Below are 19124 nucleotides of genomic sequence, written 5' to 3' on the forward strand. Positions count from 1 at the left end.
GCGTAAGCGTGCGCATGGTTGATTTTAAAGGCGACTACCTGCATCATTCAAAACATACCTTAACAGGTGCCTGGGCTGCATTCATCAGGTTTGTCGGATTATCTTCTTATTTCCCTAAAGCTTATTCGGTTTCAAAAAGAAAAGCTGACTGGGTAGACGAGTTTGAAACCAAGGAAATAGACGTGTTGAATGACAACTGTATGATGCTGCGCCGATCGGTATTGGAAAAAACCGGTATGTTCGATGAGCGTTTTGGCATGTATGGCTATAACATCGACCTGTCGTACCGCATAAGGCTGCAAGGCTTCAAGAATTACTATTACTCAAAAACATATATCATTCAATTACCACGCAAGGCGGTTAACAAATTTAGCTGGAATTACTTCAGGCATTTTTATGGTGCTATGTTTATATTCGCAGCTAAATATTTGTTTAAACTGCCTGTGCTGAATATCAAAAACATAGGCGAGTTGTACCCATCGTCTTATGAAATTGAATGACAAAGTCGTAATCATCACCGGGGCATCATCAGGGATAGGCAAAGCATTGGCAATTGAGTTTGCCAGTCGCGGCGCCAATCTTGTTGTGGCATCCCGCCAGTATGTTGTCTTATGCGAACTCACTGAAAGCCTGATTAATAAATACAATATCCAGGCAGTTGCTGTGCAATGTGATGTGTCCAACGAAGAAGACTGCAGCCATCTTATCAAGCAAACCATTTTGACATTCAACCGGATTGATGTGCTGGTCAACAACGCAGGTATCAGCATGCGGGCTTTATTTAAAGATGTTGACCTGAAAGTTTTGAAAACGCTGATGGATGTTAACTTTTGGGGCACTGTCTATTGCACCAAATATGCACTGCCACATATTCAAAAATCACAGGGCAGCATTGTAGGCGTATCCTCCATTGCAGGATACAAGGGTTTGCCCGGACGAACAGGCTATTCCGCCTCAAAATTTGCCTTGAACGGCTTTTTGGATGCATTACGAATTGAGAACCTGAAAACGGGTGTTCACGTATTAACTGCCTGTCCGGGATTTACTGCATCCAACATCCGCAACACTGCATTAGCTAAAGACGGCACTCAGCAAGGCGAAAGCACACTGGAAGAAGATAAAATGATGACTGCCGAAGAGGTCGCAAAGATCATTACCGACGGCGTTGAAAATCGTAAGCGTACACTCATCATGACCGGTCAGGGTAAACTTACCGTTACGCTAAGCAAATTCTTCCCGGCGTGGCTGGATAAATTGGTTTATAAGACGTTTTCTAAAGAGAAGGATGCGTTGTTGAAGTAGCGTATATCACTTTTACTTATAGAAACTTTCAAAATACTGCGTACAATCGGCTATTTTATCCGTGTTGATCACATCTGCACCAGCCAGTCTTAGCTGCTCCCACACATTGGCATTATCAGGCGTTCCCCAAAAACGAAATGGTTTATCAATGGCATGTGCTGCGTCAATTACTTTTTTAATCCCAGCTAAATCTTTGGCAGGTAATTCGCCTTCACCTTTCCAGTGAGAATAAGTCTCAAAGTTATCACTGATCAATACCACCTTTGCCAAATCGGCCTGGGCGTAGTTGTGTGCAGGCAGACCATCAAAGTTGATGATATCCGGATAAGTATGAAATGTTGAGTCAGGCGGACGGTTACCACTAACAAATACCTGTATAGCCATCGGATTAACTTTCCTGTTAAAAACTGACGGATATTTATTAATCTCTTTTAAAAGCAGGGAATAAACATCTTTCCATTGGTCCTTTACATCAATCATCAGTCTGAAAGTGTAATTCGGATCAGAGCTTACCCGGTTATTATATTTTTTGAAAAGGGATACGATCGGGCCAATATACATTGAAATAAGTGTCCGGCCCGGCGTAATATCTGTTGTATCATGACCAATCATTAATGAGTCCTTCATCGCTGGAGTTCTGGGAAGAAACACATCTGCTTCTATTTCGGCGGCGTGATGAAAATATGCATCCGTGAAAGGAACAGCGTGCTGATAATCATTGTGCGAATGAATCTGCACATGGTCATGGTAATCGGATGCTGCTGATGTTTTTGAGGTTGTGCCTGGATTATTGCAACTGATAACAGACAGGGAGACTAGGACAGGTAATAATTGACGAATGGTAAGGTTGTTCTTCATTTTTAAGGTAGATTATCAAAGAAAAACCCACGAGTTATTTAAAACTCGCAGGTTTAAACACTTTTAGGCGACTGATGTTTATTTTGCGCTTACAAAAACGTCTGTATATTCCCATCTGAAGCCAAAGCCATTTTTCATTACGGCGAATTCAAGCTTTTCGTTTAATTCGCTTGTCTTTTTAGGCTTTACGCTAACAGTCAGCACTGTTTTGGCAGGATCCATATTTGCGCTGCCATCTTTTTTATCTCCCCATTGCCCTGTTTCTGAATTGAAGAATATTTTCCATTCTTTTTCGCCAGGTGTAGCAAAGAAACTGTATTTGCCTGCCGGTAGTTTTTTGCCTTCCACTACAATATCCTTATTGGTTTCAAATAGGGTCGCTTCATTGGCCCCGGCCCTCCAAAGTTTATCGTAGGGTAAAATTCCGCCGAAAATCTTTCTGCCTTTAACAGATGGGCTGCTGTAGTTGATCGTGATTGTGGCATCGCCGATCTTCCCGGTAGCAGTTGCAGGAGGGCTTGGCCTTTTAGATTTGTCTTCCTGGGCTTTTAACAGTCCGGGCAGCATGAGTGATAGCAGGATAATGGCCAGCACTTTTACAGGATAATTCTTTTTCATAGTACGATTTCTTGATTTTGGTTGTTAAGGATTTCTGACAATTGATTAAGAGATACAAATCTTGCAAAAAAAATTTAATGACAGTGTCGATTTGTTTAGCTTTTCTGTTAAGTTAAAAACAAGCTATGAATGAACAATACAAACGTTGAAATTTGCATACAATGGAACAATTAAGCTTTTTTGAACAATCAGGACAAAGTGCCGGTCTACCTGCCGGCCTGCTGGAATACCATGCAGGATTTTTCAATGCAGATGAAAGTCAGGATTTTTTAAATACTTTCATTAACACCGTTCCATGGATACAGGAAGATATACCGATGTATGGCAAACTGGTGAAAACGCCGCGCCTTACAGCCTGGTACGGCGACAGGGATAAAGAGTATATCTATTCGGGAACCAAACATTATCCAATTCCCTGGACTGAAGAATTATTGCAGATCAAAGAGAGAATAGAACCAGTTGCAGGAGTAAAATTCAACAGTGTTTTGCTGAATTATTATCGTGATGCTAACGATTCGGTTGCATGGCATAGTGATGATGAATACGAACTGGGTGTTAACCCAATCATCGCATCAATAAGTTTTGGGCAGGTGAGACGCTTTGATATCAGGCACAAACAGGAGCGCGACCGTAAATATTCCCTCTACCTCGAAAATAGCTCATTACTGATCATGAAAGGCGATTTGCAACACAATTGGGTGCATCAAATACCCAAATCAACTAAGCCACTGAAGGCAAGGGTAAATCTTACCTTCAGAGTGATCTATTAGTTAATTAAAAGTAAAGCCGAACTGCACGTTGAACCCGATAGAAGCCGGTGCCCCGTTGCCGAACCGTACCGGGAGCGAACCTGCAATAAAGTAGTTTACATATTTAGTGCGTGCATATACCTGGTTAAATACCGGCGTAAAACCGTAGCGTCCTGCTGTCTCAAAAGCCAAACGTGTAATAATGGTAAAGCCATGTTCAAAACGAAACATTGTTCCCGGATCGAATAACAGGTTACTCATCTTGCTGCTTGCGCTTGTAGCGGTAATAGTAGGTGTAAACTCGTAACTGAATCCGAAATGATCGCTGTACAAAACATTCACACCGACCGGAAAACCAATCTTGGTCGTTCCATTAAAATTCCAGGTGGTTGCATCTTTATCAATGGTTACTACAGGTACAATAAAGCTCAGGTAGCCAACTGCGCTGGGGTAAGTTTTTGAAGTTGCTGCGGATGGCGTAGCAGCAGGGTTCATTTTTGTTGAATCCGTCCTGGATTGTTGCGCTGATGCATTACCCGATAACAGTGTAAAAGGAATAACTATAATTAAGATTGTCCCGGGTAAATGTTTTGAACGTAAATTGTGCTTCATGATGTTAATTTTGAAATTATTAGCGGCTATTTTTCATTTAGTAGTGTAGGGCAGGTGAATCTTGCAGGATATTTACTTAAATAAGTAATTGTTAATCAAATTGCTAGATCTTTTATTTAAAGTTTAAAACAATTACAGGGTTGATGTAGGGCGAAGCTCGTTATATTTTCAAATATATAACGATATGCTGAAAATAGCCTAATAAAAATTGATTATTTTTTTAAACGTTCAGACTCGTTTTCTAAAAATGTTTTGAATCGCTTACGTAAAGCCTTATAATATTTGATAAGTTCAAGGCCTTCGGGAGTCAGGATTGACCCGCCACCTTTTTCTCCGCCGGCTTGGGGTACCACTACAGGAGAGACGGCCTGCGAATTCAGATGATTGATCAGTTCCCAGGCTTTTTTGTAGGACATATTCATAGCCTTTGCGGCGTTGCTTATTGAGCCGGTATCTTCGATCTTTTCAAGCAGTTCTAAAGGTCCGGGCCCAAAAAAGCGTTCCCCTTCTGATTCGAGCCATAATTTACCGCCAACTTTTATCTCAGGATCTTTCTTTAAAATATATTTTATCGATTTGGCCATGGTTCAACAAAATTAATGAAACGATGCAGCAAATTGCTTTTGCAGGTAACAATATCTACTTTTTAGTTATAGTAGAGATTGTTTCATTTTATGAAAGATTGAACAAGTAAATAAAAGGTGACAACACAATGTCAGAATTTTATTGTTAAGACCTTGATTATTAAAATTCTGACCTATGAACACTCTTAATATAACTCGTACCGAACTTGATTTAAAACAATTATTTATTCACCAGCTAAATAGGGTGAATTGTACTAAAGGATATCTCGCACGCAATCTGCCTAAGCTGCAGGAGATCGCCTCATTCAATACAATGAAACTAGCTATTCGCGAAAACCTGGAAGATGTATTTAAACAACAGGCACGGATTGACGAGATATATAATCTCCTGAAAACAAAGCCATCCGATGAGGGCTGTGAAGTTATCAAATCTGTTATCGATGAGGCTTATAATCTCAATAACAATTCCGGAAAATCAACCATCATTAATGATATGGATGTGATACTGTATATGCAGTTGATCGAAAATATCGAGTTGACATCATTCCGGATGTTGAAGATGATTGCCGGCTATATGGGCAATGCAGAGATCACACAAATGCTAACTGAGTGCTTTGATGAGAATGTAGATAATGATCGTTTATTTGTCTTAATATCAGAGGAATACCTGGAGAAGAAGGCCGAAAATCAAAAGTGATTTTATGGATTTTTGCAAAAAGAGAAGCCAGACCTTGCGATCTGGCTTCAGAAAAGTTATTTAATACCCCTATTAAAATAACTATGTCAAAGTAAGTGAATTATTGTGTTTTATCCAAATTTTGTAACCACTTATTTACAAAGTTTTTTAGTTTGAGCCTATCTGCCTTACTCACAAATAGTTGATTTTAGCATATAGCGACGGCCTGATTAATATGTATTTTGCTTCAAATTTTTTAGAATGTTAAAGACTACGTTATTATCAATTGTGCTCGCAATTATTTTTGTGCAGGCAAATTCACAGGAACTTTATATGCCCCGCGATATTAAGCTGGCATATAAAAAAGGTACGCGCTCACCAGATGGTCGCCCCGGGAAAAACTATTGGCAAAATTGGGGAAGATATGATATCAGCATTTCAGTTGCGCCACCAAACCCAAATGTTAAGGGAGTTGAACATATCACTTATGTAAACAATAGCCCCGATACACTCAGCAGGCTGAATATGAAATTGATCATGAATATTCACCGCCCCGGTGCAGCAAGATCCTCCAGCACATCTGCCGATTACCTGACCGACGGTATACAGGTGGATACTTTTAAAGTAAACGGCACAGCAAAAAACTGGAGCAATGTTACTGCCCGCGCCACTAACCAGGCTATCGCGCTAGCAAAGCCATTAATGCCACATGATTCAGTTAAGCTGGATATTGTTTGGCATTATCAATTAGCAAAGGGCCAGGGCAGGGAAGGTATAATCGATTCGACTTCTTTTTACCTGGCTTATTTCTATCCTCGCGTTTCTGTTTATGATGATTATAACGGCTGGGACAGGCTGGAGTTCCTGGACGCACAGGAATTTTATAACGACTTTAATGACTATAAACTGAATGTAACTGTGCCTAAAAACTTTATTGTTTGGGCAACTGGCACATTGCAAAATCCTAAACAGGTATTGCAACCGGAATATGCGGCCCGTTTAGAAAAATCTTTCACCAGCGATTCCACAATTCACGTAGCAACAGCGGAAGACTTGGCTAAGAAAAACATTACCGCTCAAAAAGACTGGAATACCTGGACATGGACAGCGAGTGATATCAGCGACATGGCAGTAGGAATCAGCGATCATTATGATTGGGACGCTGCCAGCGTATTGGTCGATGATGCTGCAAACCGTCGCGCCAGCATGCAGGCTGCATTCCCTGATAAATCACAGGATTTTCATCATTCTGTGCAATTCGGACGTAACGCCTTAGGCTGGTTCTCTCACAACTGGCCAGGCATTCCGTATCCATTCCCTAAGATGACAGCATTCCAGGGCTTTGCCGACATGGAATACCCAATGATGGTGAATGATAGTCATACAGGTGATTTGAAATTTGCCCAACTGGTGCAGGATCACGAGATAGCACATACTTATTTCCCATTCTATATGGGTATCAACGAAAGTCGTTATGCTTATATGGACGAAGGCTGGGCGACAACCTATGAGTTGTTGATAGGCAAGACAGAAACCGATGTTAAACACGCAGAAGATTTCTACAAACAATTCCGTGTTAATTATTGGATTCACGATAAATCAACTGCTGAAGATTTGCCGGTGATCACACCATCAAGCGAGGTACGCCAGGGTTATGGTAATAATGCGTACGGGAAGCCATCACTGAGCTATTTGGCTTTGAAAGATATGCTGGGCGATGAGCTGTTTAAGAAAGCATTGCACACTTACATGAACAATTGGCATGGCAAACATCCTATTCCATGGGATTATTTCAATTCGATGAACAGTGGATCGGGCAGAAATTTAAACTGGTTCTTCAATAACTGGTTCTTTACCAATTATTATGATGACCTGGCTCTGGAAAACGTAACTAAATCGGCTGCGGGCTATAAAGCTGATGTGAAAAATGTGGGTGGATTTGTTATACCGTTTGATGTTAAGGTAACTTATGCTGACGGTAAGACTGAAAGCTTCCATCAAACACCTGCTGTTTGGGAAAAAAATCAAAAGCAAATCGCTATCATGATCAAAACTACCAAAGCAATTAAATCGGTAGAATTGGATAACGGCATATTCATGGACGCTGATGAAAGCAACAATAAATGGACAGCTAAATAATAATATAATTCGTAGAGACGCTATGCACGGCGTCTCTACGAATTTCGCCCAAAAGAAAAATGCCCGTCAAGCGGGCATTTTTCCTAAGTGGGCTATCGATGGCTATTAAGCATCCTGAACGGAATCATTTAGCTCATCTGCGCCACTTTTTACCCTTGATTTTACGCTGTCAACTACACCGTCTTTATAATTTGACAGGTCGTTTACTGCGCTCCTGAATTTTGATTTAGATTTTTCGATGGTATCATTGCCGTATTCACGTACTCTGTTGGCGGCAGATTCAGCTTTATTGCGTGCTGAGCTGACAATATCATCAACATAATCTGCTATATCTTCTCTTAATTCAGAGCCGCTGCTTGGAGCCAATAGTAAAGCTACCGCAGCGCCAACTGCTGCACCTGCTAAAAGTGCCACTATTACTTTTGCCGAATCTTTCATTTTTCTTGTGTTTAAAAGGTTAATCTTTAAGAGTCTAACAACAGATAAAAGATAGTGTTTTTTAATTAAATAAAAAAGTCCCGTTGAAAAAACGGGACCAATACGATTACTGACTTAGGGAGTTATGATTAAATAACTTTTACATTTACCGCATTTAAGCCTTTACGTCCGTTTTGTACTTCGAACTCAACTTGATCGTTTTCGCGGATCTCGTCGATAAGGCCTGTTGAATGAACAAAGATATCCTGGCTACCATCAGAAGGGACGATAAAACCAAAACCTTTTGATTCATTGAAAAATTTAACTGTTCCTTGTTTTTGCATTATATTATTTTTTGAAAGTCCGCAAGATAGCTATAATATTTCGATAAATACAAGCGGTTGCCGCTGTACAAATTTTTATATCAATTATTTAATAAAGAATTAAAGAACGTATCGGTAAAGTCACCCGCAAAATGTAGTACGTTTTCAAAGGCTTTAAACTCATCTGACTGGTGGGTTGTCGTTAACACTACCGCATTCATTCCGGCATTTTGCGCTGCCTCAACACCTTTTGGAACATCTTCAAATACCAAACAGTCTGTAGGCTCTACGTTCAGTAATTGCGCAGCTTTTAGAAATGTTTCAGGATGAGGTTTGCTAAAAACAACATCATCAGCACTCACAATAGCTTTAAAGTAATGCCTGATATTCAGATTATTCAGAACAAAATCGATATTAAAAGGAATAGCGGCTGAACCTATTGCCATCGGTATTCCGGCTTGATAAGTCTTTTCCAGAAATTCCATCAAGCCAGGTAAAAGTTGCAAATTAGGCAGGAATTCTTGCTGATAACGTCTCTCTTTTTCAATAGATAGGCGATCCATTTCCTCATCTGTAAATTTCCCGGCGCCAAACATTCTCACCAACACTTCCTGGTTTTTGCCATACATCTGCGGTTTCACTTCATCCCAGGTAAAATGTCCACCCAGGATATCATTCAGTGTATACATCCAGCCACGGGTATGATATTCCATGTCGTTGATCATGGTACCGTTCAAGTCGAAAATAAAAGCGTGCATGTTAGTGATTAGAGATTAGTTGATCAGTGATTAGGTGTCTGAATCACTGATTTTTTAGATTTACCTTATTTCAAAGATTTTGATGGGCATAGTTACATAAAATCTGTGAAATCCTTTAATCAGTGTTAATCTGTGATTCAGACCAAAATCAACGGTAATACACCTCACTCCATTTCAGCTCATTCTTCAACTGGCGCAGGTTGGTTTCTTTGCCGATCAGTACACACTCAATGCCAGCCATCTCTGCAAAATCCTGTAAATGTTCTGCAGTTAGGTTTTGGCTATAGCAGGTATGATGTGCCCCGCCTGTTAGTATCCATGCTGCACAGCCTGTTTTCATATCTGGATATGGCTTCCATAGTACACGTGCTACTGGTAATTTAGGCAGATCGTGGGTTGGCGCTATAGCTTCCACTTCGTTTACCAATAAGCGGAAACGGTTGCCCATATCGATGATTGATGCATTGAGAGCTGGCCCGGAAGCTACATTAAACACCAATCGAACCGGATCAGCTTTGCCGCCAATACCAAGAGGATGGATTTCACATTTCGCTTTGCCATCTGCAATCGATTCGCATATTTCCAGCATGTGGGAGCCTAAAACCATCAGATTATTCGGATCGAAATGGTAGGTGTAATCTTCCATAAAAGCGTTGCCGCCTTTTAGTCCGCTGCCCATCACTTTCATGGCACGAACCAAGGCTGCAGTCTTCCAGTCGCCTTCGGCACCAAAACCGTAGCCTTTGCCCATCAGGCGCTGTGATGCAATTCCGGGCAATTGGACTATACCGTGTAAATCTTCGAAAGTGTCGGTATAGCCTTTATAGTTACCATCCTGTAGAAATGCAGTTAAGCCAAGTTCGATCTTCGCAGCATCACGTAAGGCATTATATTGATCGCCACCTTTTCTTAATGATGGAACAACTGCGTATTTTTCTTCATACTCATTGGTTAAAGTGTCGATCTCTTTGTCACTAATTGCATTGATCACTTTTACCAAATCTCCTACACCATGCGTATTAACAGAGTAACCGAATTTTAATTCAGCTTCCACTTTATCCCCATCGGTAACAGCTACATACCGCATATTATCGCCAAAGCGAACAAAACGAGCACCTTGCAGGTCATTCCAGCCTGTTGCAGCACGGCTCCAGGTATTGATTTGTTCCAGAACTTCATTGTCCTGCCAGTGACCAACAACGACTTTGCGTTCCAGGCGCATTCTCGACATGATGTAACCAAACTCACGGTCGCCGTGGGCGCTTTGGTTCAGGTTCATAAAGTCCATGTCGATGCTATCCCACGGAATATCACGGTTAAACTGGGTATGCAGATGAAGCAATGGTTTTTGTAATATTTTCAATCCTCCGATCCACATTTTAGCAGGGGAGAAGGTGTGCATCCAGGCGATGATACCGATGCAATTTTTTGCAGTATTGGCCTCCTGGCAAATGCTGTATATTTCTTCAGGGGATTTTACAGTCGGCTTAAAAACTACCCGCACAGGGATTTGTTGTGCTGAGTCTAATGCCCTAGCTATTTGCTGAGAATGTTCGGCTACCTGTTTCAAGGTTTCTTCGCCGTATAAATGCTGGCTGCCGGTTACAAACCAGACTTCAAAATCTTTTAAGTTGATCATATATGATATAATGAGTGAATGAGTGAATTAGTGAGTTAGTGAATTGTTATTGACTATTGTCCATAATAAGAATCCGGTCCGTGTTTGCGCTCGAAGTGCTTTTTAATCAGCGAATCCTTCATCCGTTTACATTCCGGGTTAATTTGTTCGGTTAAAAGCGCCATTTGGGCAATTGATTCCAGGACAGCGCTGCTGTAAACTGCTTTATCGGCATTTTTACCCCAGGTAAATGGTGCGTGATTACCCACCAGTATCATTTCCACCTGGTGATAATCGAGCTTGCGCTCATTCAGGCAATCCATTATCTGGAAGCCGGTTTGATACTCATAATCACCCTTGATCATATCGTCATGCATAGGTTGTGCACAAGGGATGTCCACTGTTTTATGATCAGCGTGCGTAGTGCCATAAATGGGAATATCACGCAGCGCCTGAGCCCAAGAAGTAGCATAAGTTGAATGTGTATGACAGATTCCGCCGATATCCCAATGCTTATATAAAACTGCGTGTGTTTTGGTATCGGATGACGGCCGCATATCGCCCTCTACCAGGTTTCCATCAAAATCAACGATCACCATATTTGCGGGTGAAAGCACCTCATAAGGAACGCCGCTTGGTTTTATTGCGAAAACGCCTAAATCACGATCCGCCTCGCTTACATTACCGAAGGTGAAAATCACCAGGTTCAATCTTGGCAATTTCATATTGGCCAGATAGGCAGCTTCGCGTATATGCTGATATTTACTCATGGTTATTAGTTGTGTTCTGTTCGATAAATTTGCCCAGTGCATGATACTTTTCGTACCGTTTTTGATATAATGCAGCTTTAGCCGGATCAGGGAAATATTCCTTATCAAATCCTCCGCCCATGGCTGCCATTGCTTCTTCTACATTAGGATAGATGCCTGCAGCAGTTGCAGCAAACATAGCGGCACCCAAAGCGCAGGTATGCTCAAACTGGTGAATGCGGATAGGCATCTGCATCACATCGGCCATCATTTGCATAATGTAGGGTGATTTTTTAGCCACACCGCCAATGCCGATCAATCCTTTTACTGGTACACCTTCACTATTAAAACGGTCGACGATGCTTTTCGCGCCAAAACAAGTAGCCTCGGCCCACGCTCTGAAAACACGTGGTGCGTCGCTGCCTAAACTTAAGTCGCTTATAGAACCTTTTAATAACTGGTTTGCATCTGGGGTACGACGTCCGTTCAGCCAGTCTACGGCCAGTTCTGCATTTTCATCTAGTGGTAATACAGCAGCCTGTTTGCTTAGCTCAGGAATGATTTTATTGGATATACTTTCCTGCAATTGCTTATCATCTATAAATTGCAGCGGCCACTCCAGCAGTTTCCTGAACCAGGCATAAGTATCGCCAAATGCTGATTGGCCCGCTTCCAGGCCTATCATGCCGGGAATTACCGAACCATCCACTTGTCCGCAAATGCCTTTGATCAGTTTGCCTTCCAGGTCCGATTTTGGCGCAACCAGCATATCGCAGGTAGAGGTGCCCATCACTTTGCTTAAATGATAAGGCTCAATTTGTCCGCCTACAGCGCCCATGTGTGCATCGAATGCACCTATGCCGACAATCACGTCAGTTGATAGACCTAACCTTTTCGCCCATTCTGCACTAAGCTTTCCTGCAGCCTGGTCTGATGTATAGGTTTCTTTTAAAAGGGTGGAGGTGTAGCCTTTTAATAATGGATCAAGCGATGAGAAGAATTCATCAGGCGGATAGCCACCAAATTCAGCAGCCCACAAAGCTTTATGTCCAGCCGAACAGCGTCCCCGTTTCATCTTATTAATATGGTCGCTACAGGTGAGTAGAAATGGTATCCAATCGCAATGTTCAACCCAAGAGTGGCAAGCTTTTCTAACCTGCTCGTCGGCTCTTAAAACATGCAACAGCTTTGCCCAAAACCATTCTGATGAATAGATGCCGCCAACATATTGCAGATAGTTGATATCGAATTTTGTTGCGTGGTCGTTGATCTCCCCGGCCTCTTTAACTCCTGTGTGATCTTTCCACAACACGAACATGGCATTGGGGTTATTTTCAAAGCCTGATGTTAAAGCCAGGGGAACACCAGCCTCATTAACAGCAACAGGTGTAGAGCCGGTTGTATCTACCGAAATGGCTTTAATACCTGATGCCACCGAAGCACCACCTGCCATTTTGATGCAGTTTTTAATAGTCTGCTCCAGGCCCTCTACATAGTCTAATGGATGCTGACGAAACTGGTTTTGGGCAGCATTGCAATATAATCCCTGTTGCCAGCGCGGGTAATAGAAGACCGACGAGGCCAGTTCCTTTCCATTCTTCGCGTCAACAATTACCGAGCGCACAGAATCAGTGCCATAATCAACACCGATAACAAATTGATCCATAATTATTTATAAATATAAACTAGTTGAAATTGGTAACGAAAAATAATAATTGTTAAAATAACACTTGTTTTTCCGTGGCGTAAACATAAACATTTTAAATAGTAATTTAAAAGTTAATAAAACGAATTGTTATATATTGCGTTTTAGATGCGTAATGAGATGATGAGACTTAAACTTCTACTCCTTTTATGCGTTGCTGGGATGTTGCTGAGTGCATGCTCTCATGTGTATGCTCCTGCGATGTACCACCAGGATATTGCCTATCAGCCCAAGCCCTCATCATTTGATGCCAAAAGCAGTCAGACATATGCATCTGTTGGCTTAAATAACTATACAGGCATTAATTATACCGATTTTCTTACCTCCGGACAGGTCAATCTAAGTGAGGGACACCAGTTTGATAACTTTAATGTGGCTTATGGTGCATTCGGCGTATTCGGCGACTACCAGTATTCAGGAAGTAAAACAGATGCCAACTATTTCTCAGATAAGTTTTTTGGAGCAGTAGGGGCACGGTTCTCAGCCAATGCTTTTGTTACCGATGGAAATGTAGATTTTCGATTTATTGGTGTAGAGATGGCTTACAGCCACGAATTTGGAGATTATGCTACCTACCGGCAGGAGTTGCTGAATCGCGGAGGTTATTTTGTTGACCCTCGTACCGATCTTTATACAATAGGCCTGACTACCGAGGTGTTATTTCACGGTAGAAATAATTCCATCCAGCATGGTATAAGAGGCTTTTTAGGAACTACTCTTGGCTATAATGATCTTGATGATAGCTATTATCATGATGACAATCTTGATACAAGGTTTTTTCGCCATTATTTCCCAAAGATCAGCTATTTCATCACTTTCAAGAATTACTTTGCAACAGCCGAAGCGGGAAATAACTTTTTTATTCGCTTTGGCTACAAATTCTGATCTTATTCGGAATACACACTCTGCACTTTATCGCGCAGATTATATCCTGACGACATCACCTCGCCATAGGCGCCTGCTGTGCGGATAGCAAAAATATCACCCCGGAATGATTCAGGTAATTCGACGTCTTTCTGGAAGCAGTCAGTACTTTCACATATCGGCCCAACCACGTCGTATTTAAGTTTGGCGGTTGGCGGTTGGCGGTTGGCGTTATTTTCACTTAGCTCATTCGCCTCGCTCCCTACACCTCGCGCCCCGCGTGTCAAATTCTCTATCTTCTGATAGGCTTGATACAACATTGGACGGATCAGTTCCGTCATCCCAGCATCCAGTACCAGGAAATTCTTTTTCTGGCCGATCTTTACATATAATACTCTTGATACTAACGCAGAGCATTGTGCCACCAGCGCGCGACCCAGCTCAAAATGTACTTCCTGACCGGGTTTTACTTTCAGGAAGTCTTTGAATACTTTAAAATATCCTTCAAAGTTGGCTACCGGGTTTGTATCGGGATTATAGTAATCTACACCAAGACCGCCGCCGGTATTCAATACCTTTACTGGGAAGCCGTGATCTTCAAACCAATCCTGCATCTCGTTAATGCGGGTGCAAAGGTTTTTATAAACTTCAAGGTCAGTTATCTGTGAACCGATATGGAAATGGATACCTGTAAATTGAAGACTGGTGCATTTTCTTAGCGCATCTATAACATCATTTAACTGCCAGGTATTGATACCGAATTTATTCTCATCAAGCCCCGTGGTAATAAAATGATGCGTATGTGCATCCACATTTGGATTGATGCGGATAGCGACTTTGGCTTTTTTGTTTTTTGCCTGAGCCAGCTCATTAATGATGAACAGTTCCTGAATAGATTCCACATTGAAACAGAAAATATCTGCATCCAACGCCGTGTTGATCTCTTTATCCGATTTTCCTACACCTGCAAACACCACTTTGCTCTTATCAAAACCATTAGCAATGGCAGTCGATACTTCGTTGCCGCTTACACAATCAGCCCCAAAACCATACGATTGAATTGCTGCTATAACCTTTGGGTTGAAATTGGCCTTCATGGCATAATGTACATGGAAGCCATATTTGTCAGAAGCAGTTTTGCAAGCCTCTAACGTTTTGCGGAGCAGACCCAAGTCGTAATAGTAAAACGGTGTTTCTAAACCTTGAAATCGTGTTATGGTATTGGTATCGAACATTTATTGATTCTATTCATTTTGCCGTCATTGCGAGGTACGAAGCAATCCCCGATTGGCATATCCGCCCTGTGTAGTTTGGGATTGCTTCGTACCTCGCAATGACGCTCTTTTAATAATCTATTTAAAACAATCTGTTGTGCAGACTGCGTAACGCCTCTGTTTTTTCTGTTGTATTTAATAATATAGACAGATTATGATCACTCCCGCCGTAGGAGATCATACGTAACGGGATATGCTTCAAAGCTTCCAATACACGTACTGCATAACCATGCTGCTCAGCACCAAAATCTCCTACTACGCAAATAATGGTTTGATTTCTATCGATATCAACAGAACCGAAGCTTAATAACTCGTTTTTTATCTCTTCAAGGTAAGTGGTATCATCAATAGTTAATGAAACCGCCACTTCCGAAGTAGTAATCATATCGATAGATGTCCTGTATCTTTCAAACACCTCGAACACACGACGTAAAAAACCATGTGCGAGTAGCATCCGGGTCGATTGTATCTTGATAGCAGTAATACCATCTTTAGCGGCAATGGATTTTATTTTATTCTTTTCGCTGTCGTTAGTGATCAATGTGCCCGGAGCTTTCGGATCCATTGTATTCAGCAAGCGAACGGGTATCTTATATTTCTGTGCAGGGAAAACGCTTTGCGGGTGCAATATTTTCGCGCCGAAGTACGCTAACTCGGCCGCCTCATCAAATGAAAGCTGTGCTATAGGTTTGGTGCCTTTCACAATCCGGGGATCATTATTATGCATACCGTCAATGTCGGTCCAAATCTGTACTTCCTCGCTGCGAATGGCTGCACCGATCAGCGATGCTGTATAATCACTACCGCCACGACGCAGGTTATCAATCTCGCCAAAGCTGTTACGGCAGATATAGCCTTGCGTAATGAACAGCTTATTATCCGGGTATTTATTTAATAATGGTGTAATATGCTCGGTAATATAATCTACTATCGGCTCATTATCCTCGTCTATCTTCATAAAATCTAGTGCAGGCAGTAATACTGATGACACACCGATCTCTTTCAGATAAACATGGTATAAGGTTGTAGATAGCAATTCTCCTTGTGCCAGGATGATCTTGTCCTCAATATTGGTGAACAGATCGTTTGACAGGTTGCTTAGCAGGTCAAAATGATAGTCGATCACTTCATTGCCTTGCTCCAGGTATTCGGGTTTGGCAAAAAGTTCCTTTATAAATATTTCGTATTTGTCTTTTAAAGCCTTTATCAGGTTAGCAGCTTTTGGTTTATCGCCCGCAAGGTAAGCCTGACCAATTTCAACCAAACTATTCGTAGTGCCTGATACTGCCGAAAGAACCACAATCTGCCTTTCAGAAGCATCGATTATATCCAGCAGTTTTTTCATCCTTTCAGGGCTTCCCACCGATGTACCGCCAAATTTTAAAACTTTCATTTTTTGTTTCTATTTAACACAAATGATTAATATTCTTGTATAGAAATTAAGGCGCTAAAAATAGGATTTTTAACCATTATAACCCACAATGATCAAAATTAAGTTTGGTACCGATGGCTGGAGAGCCATCATCGCAGATGATTTTACAGTTGAGAATGTAAAACGAGTAGCCTATGCAAACGCATTGTGGCTAAAGCAGGAATTTAAAAACCCATCGGCCGTTGTAGGTTGCGACCCGCGTTTTGCAGGCCCAATGTTTGCCGATGTTGTCACCCGCGTACTGGCGTCGCAGGGGGTGAAGGTTTACCGTGCCGAAAATACTTTTGTTTCTACCCCTATGATCTCGTTGGGAACCGTTAGAAAAGAAGCTTCAGCAGGTATTATCATCACCGCCAGTCATAACCCGCCGTCATATAACGGCTACAAGATCAAAGCCAGCTATGGCGGTCCGGCTACACCAGACGATATCGAAAAGGTAGAATCTCAGATACCTGAAAATTTATCGCTCGATCTGAAATCAATAGCTGATTATCAGAAAGACGGCTTGGTTGAGTTTATCAACCTCGAAGACATGTATGTGGCGCATGTAGAAAATAACTTCGACCTGGAACTGATCCGCACCAGCGGCTTAGGTTGGGCCTACGATGCCATGTATGGTGCAGGCATGAACGTAATGGAGCGTTTGTTCCCGGATATCACCCGTATTCACAGCGACCACAATCCTGGCTTTGCAGGTCAGGCTCCTGAGCCTATCCAGCGTAACCTGAAAGAGTTTGAAGATATCATCAAACTTTCAGAAGGGGAGATCGCTTCAGGTTTGGTAACGGATGGTGATGCTGACCGTATCGGTTTATATGACCAGGACGGCAACTTTGTGGATTCGCACCATATTTTATTGCTGCTGATCCACTACATGCATAAAGTAAAAGGTTTAAGCGGCGACGTATATTCAACCTTTAGCTGTACCAGCAAAATTCAAAAGCTTTGCGATGCTTACGGATTGAAAAATATCGTAACTAAGATCGGCTTTAAATATATCTGCGATCTAATTGTAAACTCTGGCAGGCCATTTCTTGTAGGCGGTGAAGAGTCAGGCGGTATCGCTGTAGTGGGACATATCCCTGAGCGTGACGGTATCTGGATCGGTCTGATCGTTTGGGAATTTATTGCTAAATCAGGACGTTCGTTAAGCGAACTGGTTCAAGAGATATATGACGTGGTAGGCAAATTTGCTGTAGAGCGTTACGACTTGCACGTTACTGAAGAGCTGAAACAGAAGATCATCAGCAATTGCAAAAGCGGATACAGCAGCTTTGGCGATTTAAAAGTAGCCCGCACAGAAGATATGGACGGCTATAAATTCTTCTTCGAAGATGAAAGCTGGGTAATGATCCGTCCTTCGGGAACTGAACCGGTATTGCGTGTTTATGCTGAAGCACCAGGCTCGGCAGAAGCATTCAAAATACTGGATAAAGTGAAGGCGGTTTTGTTAGGATAATTCAACTACAAATTAATATTTGTAAGCCATCTGTAAACACAGGTGGCTTTTTTTTATGAAATAATATTTCATACACAATAAATCAAATATTTTTTGGTTATACTATCCTTTATTGTAACGTTTATTCCAGATTAGGTTAGGGAGCCTCCGCACTATTGAATATTTTTTACTTAAGTATTTAATCCATATTTCAATTTAAAGTAGTAGTGCACGTGAAAAAGTTCCTGTTCATTTTTTTAGCTGTTATTTCATTAAAAGCAAATTCCCAGATTGTAGATTCAATTAAAAAAGACCTTACCCAGGTCCCTGACACGGTAAAGCATTTGCATAGTAAAGCGTATGCATTAATCGTCCCCGCTGGCCTGGTTGGCTACGGTGCCTTATCATTCGCAGTTCATCCTCTACGGAGATTCGATCATTTTGTAACCGGAGAGACGCATGAAATGAGCCCCGGCTTTAATACTAAAGCCGAAAGTTATTTTTTATTCGGTCCGGTTATCGCAGTATATGGACTGAACCTGGTAGGCGTTGAGGGCAAAAACAGGTTTGTGGACAGAACCGCATTGTTCGGCTTGTCGACAGCATTCATGAGTCTTTCCACCTTCCCGCTCAAAAGTATGACGCATCGTTTGCGGCCGGATGGTTCCGATTATTTGTCCTTTCCGTCAGGCCATACTGCAGCAGCCTTCGCCTTTGCTGAGTTTATGGCGCAGGAGTATGGTGATAAATCACCGCTTTATACTATCGTCGGATATAGTTTCGCCACTACAACGGGCATATTCCGTATATATAACCGGGCACATTGGTTCAGCGATGTGGTGGCGGGTGCCGGTTTCGGTATATTATCTACCAAAGCGGCCTATCTGGTATATCCGTATCTGCGAAACTGGCTTACTCATAGCGATAATACCGGTAAAAGTACACTCGTTATGCCAACATTTGAGAATGGTACTCCGGGGCTTTCTTTGTCAATGAGATTTTAATTTT

General features: G+C 41.8%; 20 protein-coding genes. 8 read left to right on the top strand and 12 right to left on the bottom strand.

Annotated features, from left to right (window positions below):
- Both VIM89_RS04100 and VIM89_RS04105 read left to right on the top strand, forming a co-directional pair.
- Positions 1-500: glycosyltransferase family 2 protein (locus VIM89_RS04100; protein WP_488154859.1), on the top strand; the 500-nt coding region annotated here is incomplete at its 5' end.
- Entirely contained in the window at positions 487-1302 is an 816-nt protein-coding gene (locus tag VIM89_RS04105) for an SDR family oxidoreductase (protein WP_488154860.1), read from the top strand. The genes VIM89_RS04100 and VIM89_RS04105, both read left to right, overlap by 14 nt.
- Before the next feature lie 12 nt (positions 1303-1314).
- Here VIM89_RS04105 and VIM89_RS04110 read toward each other — a convergent pair whose 3' ends face one another.
- Together VIM89_RS04110 and VIM89_RS04115 are read right to left on the bottom strand one after the other, a co-directional pair.
- Positions 1315-2160 (bottom strand): PI-PLC domain-containing protein, encoded by an 846-nt coding sequence (locus VIM89_RS04110; RefSeq protein WP_488154861.1) that lies wholly within the window; start codon positions 2158-2160, stop codon positions 1315-1317.
- A 78-nt stretch (positions 2161-2238) separates the two neighbouring features.
- On the bottom strand, positions 2239-2778 hold the full coding sequence (locus tag VIM89_RS04115; protein ID WP_488154862.1) for a DUF2911 domain-containing protein: 540 nt from the start codon (positions 2776-2778) through the stop codon (positions 2239-2241).
- 161 nt (positions 2779-2939) lie between these two features.
- On the opposite strand from VIM89_RS04115, the gene VIM89_RS04120 reads away from it, so the two are divergent.
- Positions 2940-3548: an alpha-ketoglutarate-dependent dioxygenase AlkB family protein gene (locus VIM89_RS04120; protein WP_488154863.1), complete on the top strand. Its 609-nt coding sequence runs from the start codon at positions 2940-2942 to the stop codon at positions 3546-3548.
- Here the strand turns inward: VIM89_RS04120 and VIM89_RS04125 are convergent, their stop codons facing one another.
- Together VIM89_RS04125 and VIM89_RS04130 are read right to left on the bottom strand one after the other, a co-directional pair.
- Entirely contained in the window at positions 3549-4139 is a 591-nt protein-coding gene (locus VIM89_RS04125) for a hypothetical protein (protein WP_488154864.1), read from the bottom strand.
- 212 nt (positions 4140-4351) lie between these two features.
- Complete coding sequence (locus VIM89_RS04130) at positions 4352-4723, bottom strand: winged helix-turn-helix domain-containing protein (RefSeq protein ID WP_488154865.1); 372 nt, start codon at positions 4721-4723, stop codon at positions 4352-4354.
- A gap of 175 nt (positions 4724-4898) precedes the next feature.
- Between VIM89_RS04130 and VIM89_RS04135 the strand changes: the two genes are divergently transcribed.
- Positions 4899-5420 carry a DUF892 family protein gene (locus VIM89_RS04135; protein WP_488154866.1) on the top strand — a complete coding sequence of 174 codons (522 nt, stop codon included), beginning with the start codon at positions 4899-4901 and terminating at the stop codon, positions 5418-5420.
- A gap of 267 nt (positions 5421-5687) precedes the next feature.
- Positions 5688-7538, top strand: a complete 1851-nt coding sequence (locus tag VIM89_RS04140; RefSeq protein WP_488154867.1) for a M1 family metallopeptidase — start codon at positions 5688-5690, stop codon at positions 7536-7538.
- A gap of 105 nt (positions 7539-7643) precedes the next feature.
- On the opposite strand, the gene VIM89_RS04145 is transcribed toward VIM89_RS04140, so the two are convergent.
- From VIM89_RS04145 to VIM89_RS04170, 6 genes are all read right to left on the bottom strand, one after another.
- Positions 7644-7976, bottom strand: a complete 333-nt coding sequence (locus VIM89_RS04145) for a YtxH domain-containing protein (protein ID WP_488154868.1) — start codon at positions 7974-7976, stop codon at positions 7644-7646.
- 128 nt (positions 7977-8104) lie between these two features.
- On the bottom strand, positions 8105-8299 hold the full coding sequence (locus tag VIM89_RS04150) for a cold-shock protein (RefSeq protein ID WP_488154869.1): 195 nt from the start codon (positions 8297-8299) through the stop codon (positions 8105-8107).
- Between the two features lie 80 nt (positions 8300-8379).
- Entirely contained in the window at positions 8380-9036 is a 657-nt protein-coding gene (locus tag VIM89_RS04155) for an HAD family hydrolase (RefSeq protein ID WP_488154870.1), read from the bottom strand.
- 148 nt (positions 9037-9184) lie between these two features.
- Positions 9185-10675 carry an L-arabinose isomerase gene (gene araA / locus VIM89_RS04160; RefSeq protein WP_488154871.1) on the bottom strand — a complete coding sequence of 497 codons (1491 nt, stop codon included), beginning with the start codon at positions 10673-10675 and terminating at the stop codon, positions 9185-9187.
- Between the two features lie 53 nt (positions 10676-10728).
- Complete coding sequence (araD, locus tag VIM89_RS04165; RefSeq protein WP_488154872.1) at positions 10729-11424, bottom strand: L-ribulose-5-phosphate 4-epimerase AraD; 696 nt, start codon at positions 11422-11424, stop codon at positions 10729-10731.
- On the bottom strand, positions 11417-13069 hold the full coding sequence (locus VIM89_RS04170; protein ID WP_488154873.1) for a ribulokinase: 1653 nt from the start codon (positions 13067-13069) through the stop codon (positions 11417-11419). Before VIM89_RS04170 ends, araD begins: the two co-directional genes overlap by 8 nt.
- Before the next feature lie 159 nt (positions 13070-13228).
- On the opposite strand from VIM89_RS04170, the gene VIM89_RS04175 reads away from it, so the two are divergent.
- Positions 13229-13993: a hypothetical protein gene (locus VIM89_RS04175; protein WP_488154874.1), complete on the top strand. Its 765-nt coding sequence runs from the start codon at positions 13229-13231 to the stop codon at positions 13991-13993.
- A 2-nt stretch (positions 13994-13995) separates the two neighbouring features.
- Here VIM89_RS04175 and lysA read toward each other — a convergent pair whose 3' ends face one another.
- Together lysA and VIM89_RS04185 are read right to left on the bottom strand one after the other, a co-directional pair.
- The gene (gene lysA, locus VIM89_RS04180; RefSeq protein WP_488154875.1) at positions 13996-15207 is read right to left on the bottom strand and encodes a diaminopimelate decarboxylase; all 1212 of its coding nucleotides are present in this window, start codon (positions 15205-15207) and stop codon (positions 13996-13998) included.
- 121 nt (positions 15208-15328) lie between these two features.
- The gene (locus VIM89_RS04185; RefSeq protein ID WP_488154876.1) at positions 15329-16639 is read right to left on the bottom strand and encodes an aspartate kinase; all 1311 of its coding nucleotides are present in this window, start codon (positions 16637-16639) and stop codon (positions 15329-15331) included.
- Between the two features lie 88 nt (positions 16640-16727).
- Here VIM89_RS04185 and VIM89_RS04190 point away from each other — a divergent pair, with 88 nt between their 5' ends.
- Entirely contained in the window at positions 16728-18137 is a 1410-nt protein-coding gene (locus VIM89_RS04190; protein WP_488154877.1) for a phosphohexomutase domain-containing protein, read from the top strand.
- 212 nt (positions 18138-18349) lie between these two features.
- The gene (locus tag VIM89_RS04195; protein WP_488154878.1) at positions 18350-19120 is read left to right on the top strand and encodes a phosphatase PAP2 family protein; all 771 of its coding nucleotides are present in this window, start codon (positions 18350-18352) and stop codon (positions 19118-19120) included.
- The last annotated feature ends 4 nt before the right edge of the window (positions 19121-19124 follow it).

The organism is Mucilaginibacter sp., assembly GCF_036568825.1.
Classification (GTDB): domain Bacteria; phylum Bacteroidota; class Bacteroidia; order Sphingobacteriales; family Sphingobacteriaceae; genus Mucilaginibacter.

Bases quoted from the DNA above. Each gene is read 5' to 3' on its own strand.
- VIM89_RS04105 (WP_488154860.1), top strand. From the start codon at position 487: ATGAAATTGAATGACAAAGTCGTAATCATCACCGGGGCATCATCAGGG.
- VIM89_RS04110 (WP_488154861.1), bottom strand. From the start codon at position 2,160: ATGAAGAACAACCTTACCATTCGTCAATTATTACCTGTCCTAGTCTCC.
- VIM89_RS04115 (WP_488154862.1), bottom strand. From the start codon at position 2,778: ATGAAAAAGAATTATCCTGTAAAAGTGCTGGCCATTATCCTGCTATCA.
- VIM89_RS04120 (WP_488154863.1), top strand. From the start codon at position 2,940: ATGGAACAATTAAGCTTTTTTGAACAATCAGGACAAAGTGCCGGTCTA.
- VIM89_RS04125 (WP_488154864.1), bottom strand. From the start codon at position 4,139: ATGAAGCACAATTTACGTTCAAAACATTTACCCGGGACAATCTTAATT.
- VIM89_RS04130 (WP_488154865.1), bottom strand. From the start codon at position 4,723: ATGGCCAAATCGATAAAATATATTTTAAAGAAAGATCCTGAGATAAAA.
- VIM89_RS04135 (WP_488154866.1), top strand. From the start codon at position 4,899: ATGAACACTCTTAATATAACTCGTACCGAACTTGATTTAAAACAATTA.
- VIM89_RS04145 (WP_488154868.1), bottom strand. From the start codon at position 7,976: ATGAAAGATTCGGCAAAAGTAATAGTGGCACTTTTAGCAGGTGCAGCA.
- VIM89_RS04150 (WP_488154869.1), bottom strand. From the start codon at position 8,299: ATGCAAAAACAAGGAACAGTTAAATTTTTCAATGAATCAAAAGGTTTT.
- VIM89_RS04155 (WP_488154870.1), bottom strand. From the start codon at position 9,036: ATGCACGCTTTTATTTTCGACTTGAACGGTACCATGATCAACGACATG.
- araA (WP_488154871.1), bottom strand. From the start codon at position 10,675: ATGATCAACTTAAAAGATTTTGAAGTCTGGTTTGTAACCGGCAGCCAG.
- araD (WP_488154872.1), bottom strand. From the start codon at position 11,424: ATGAGTAAATATCAGCATATACGCGAAGCTGCCTATCTGGCCAATATG.
- VIM89_RS04170 (WP_488154873.1), bottom strand. From the start codon at position 13,069: ATGGATCAATTTGTTATCGGTGTTGATTATGGCACTGATTCTGTGCGC.
- VIM89_RS04175 (WP_488154874.1), top strand. From the start codon at position 13,229: ATGATGAGACTTAAACTTCTACTCCTTTTATGCGTTGCTGGGATGTTG.
- lysA (WP_488154875.1), bottom strand. From the start codon at position 15,207: ATGTTCGATACCAATACCATAACACGATTTCAAGGTTTAGAAACACCG.
- VIM89_RS04185 (WP_488154876.1), bottom strand. From the start codon at position 16,639: ATGAAAGTTTTAAAATTTGGCGGTACATCGGTGGGAAGCCCTGAAAGG.
- VIM89_RS04190 (WP_488154877.1), top strand. From the start codon at position 16,728: ATGATCAAAATTAAGTTTGGTACCGATGGCTGGAGAGCCATCATCGCA.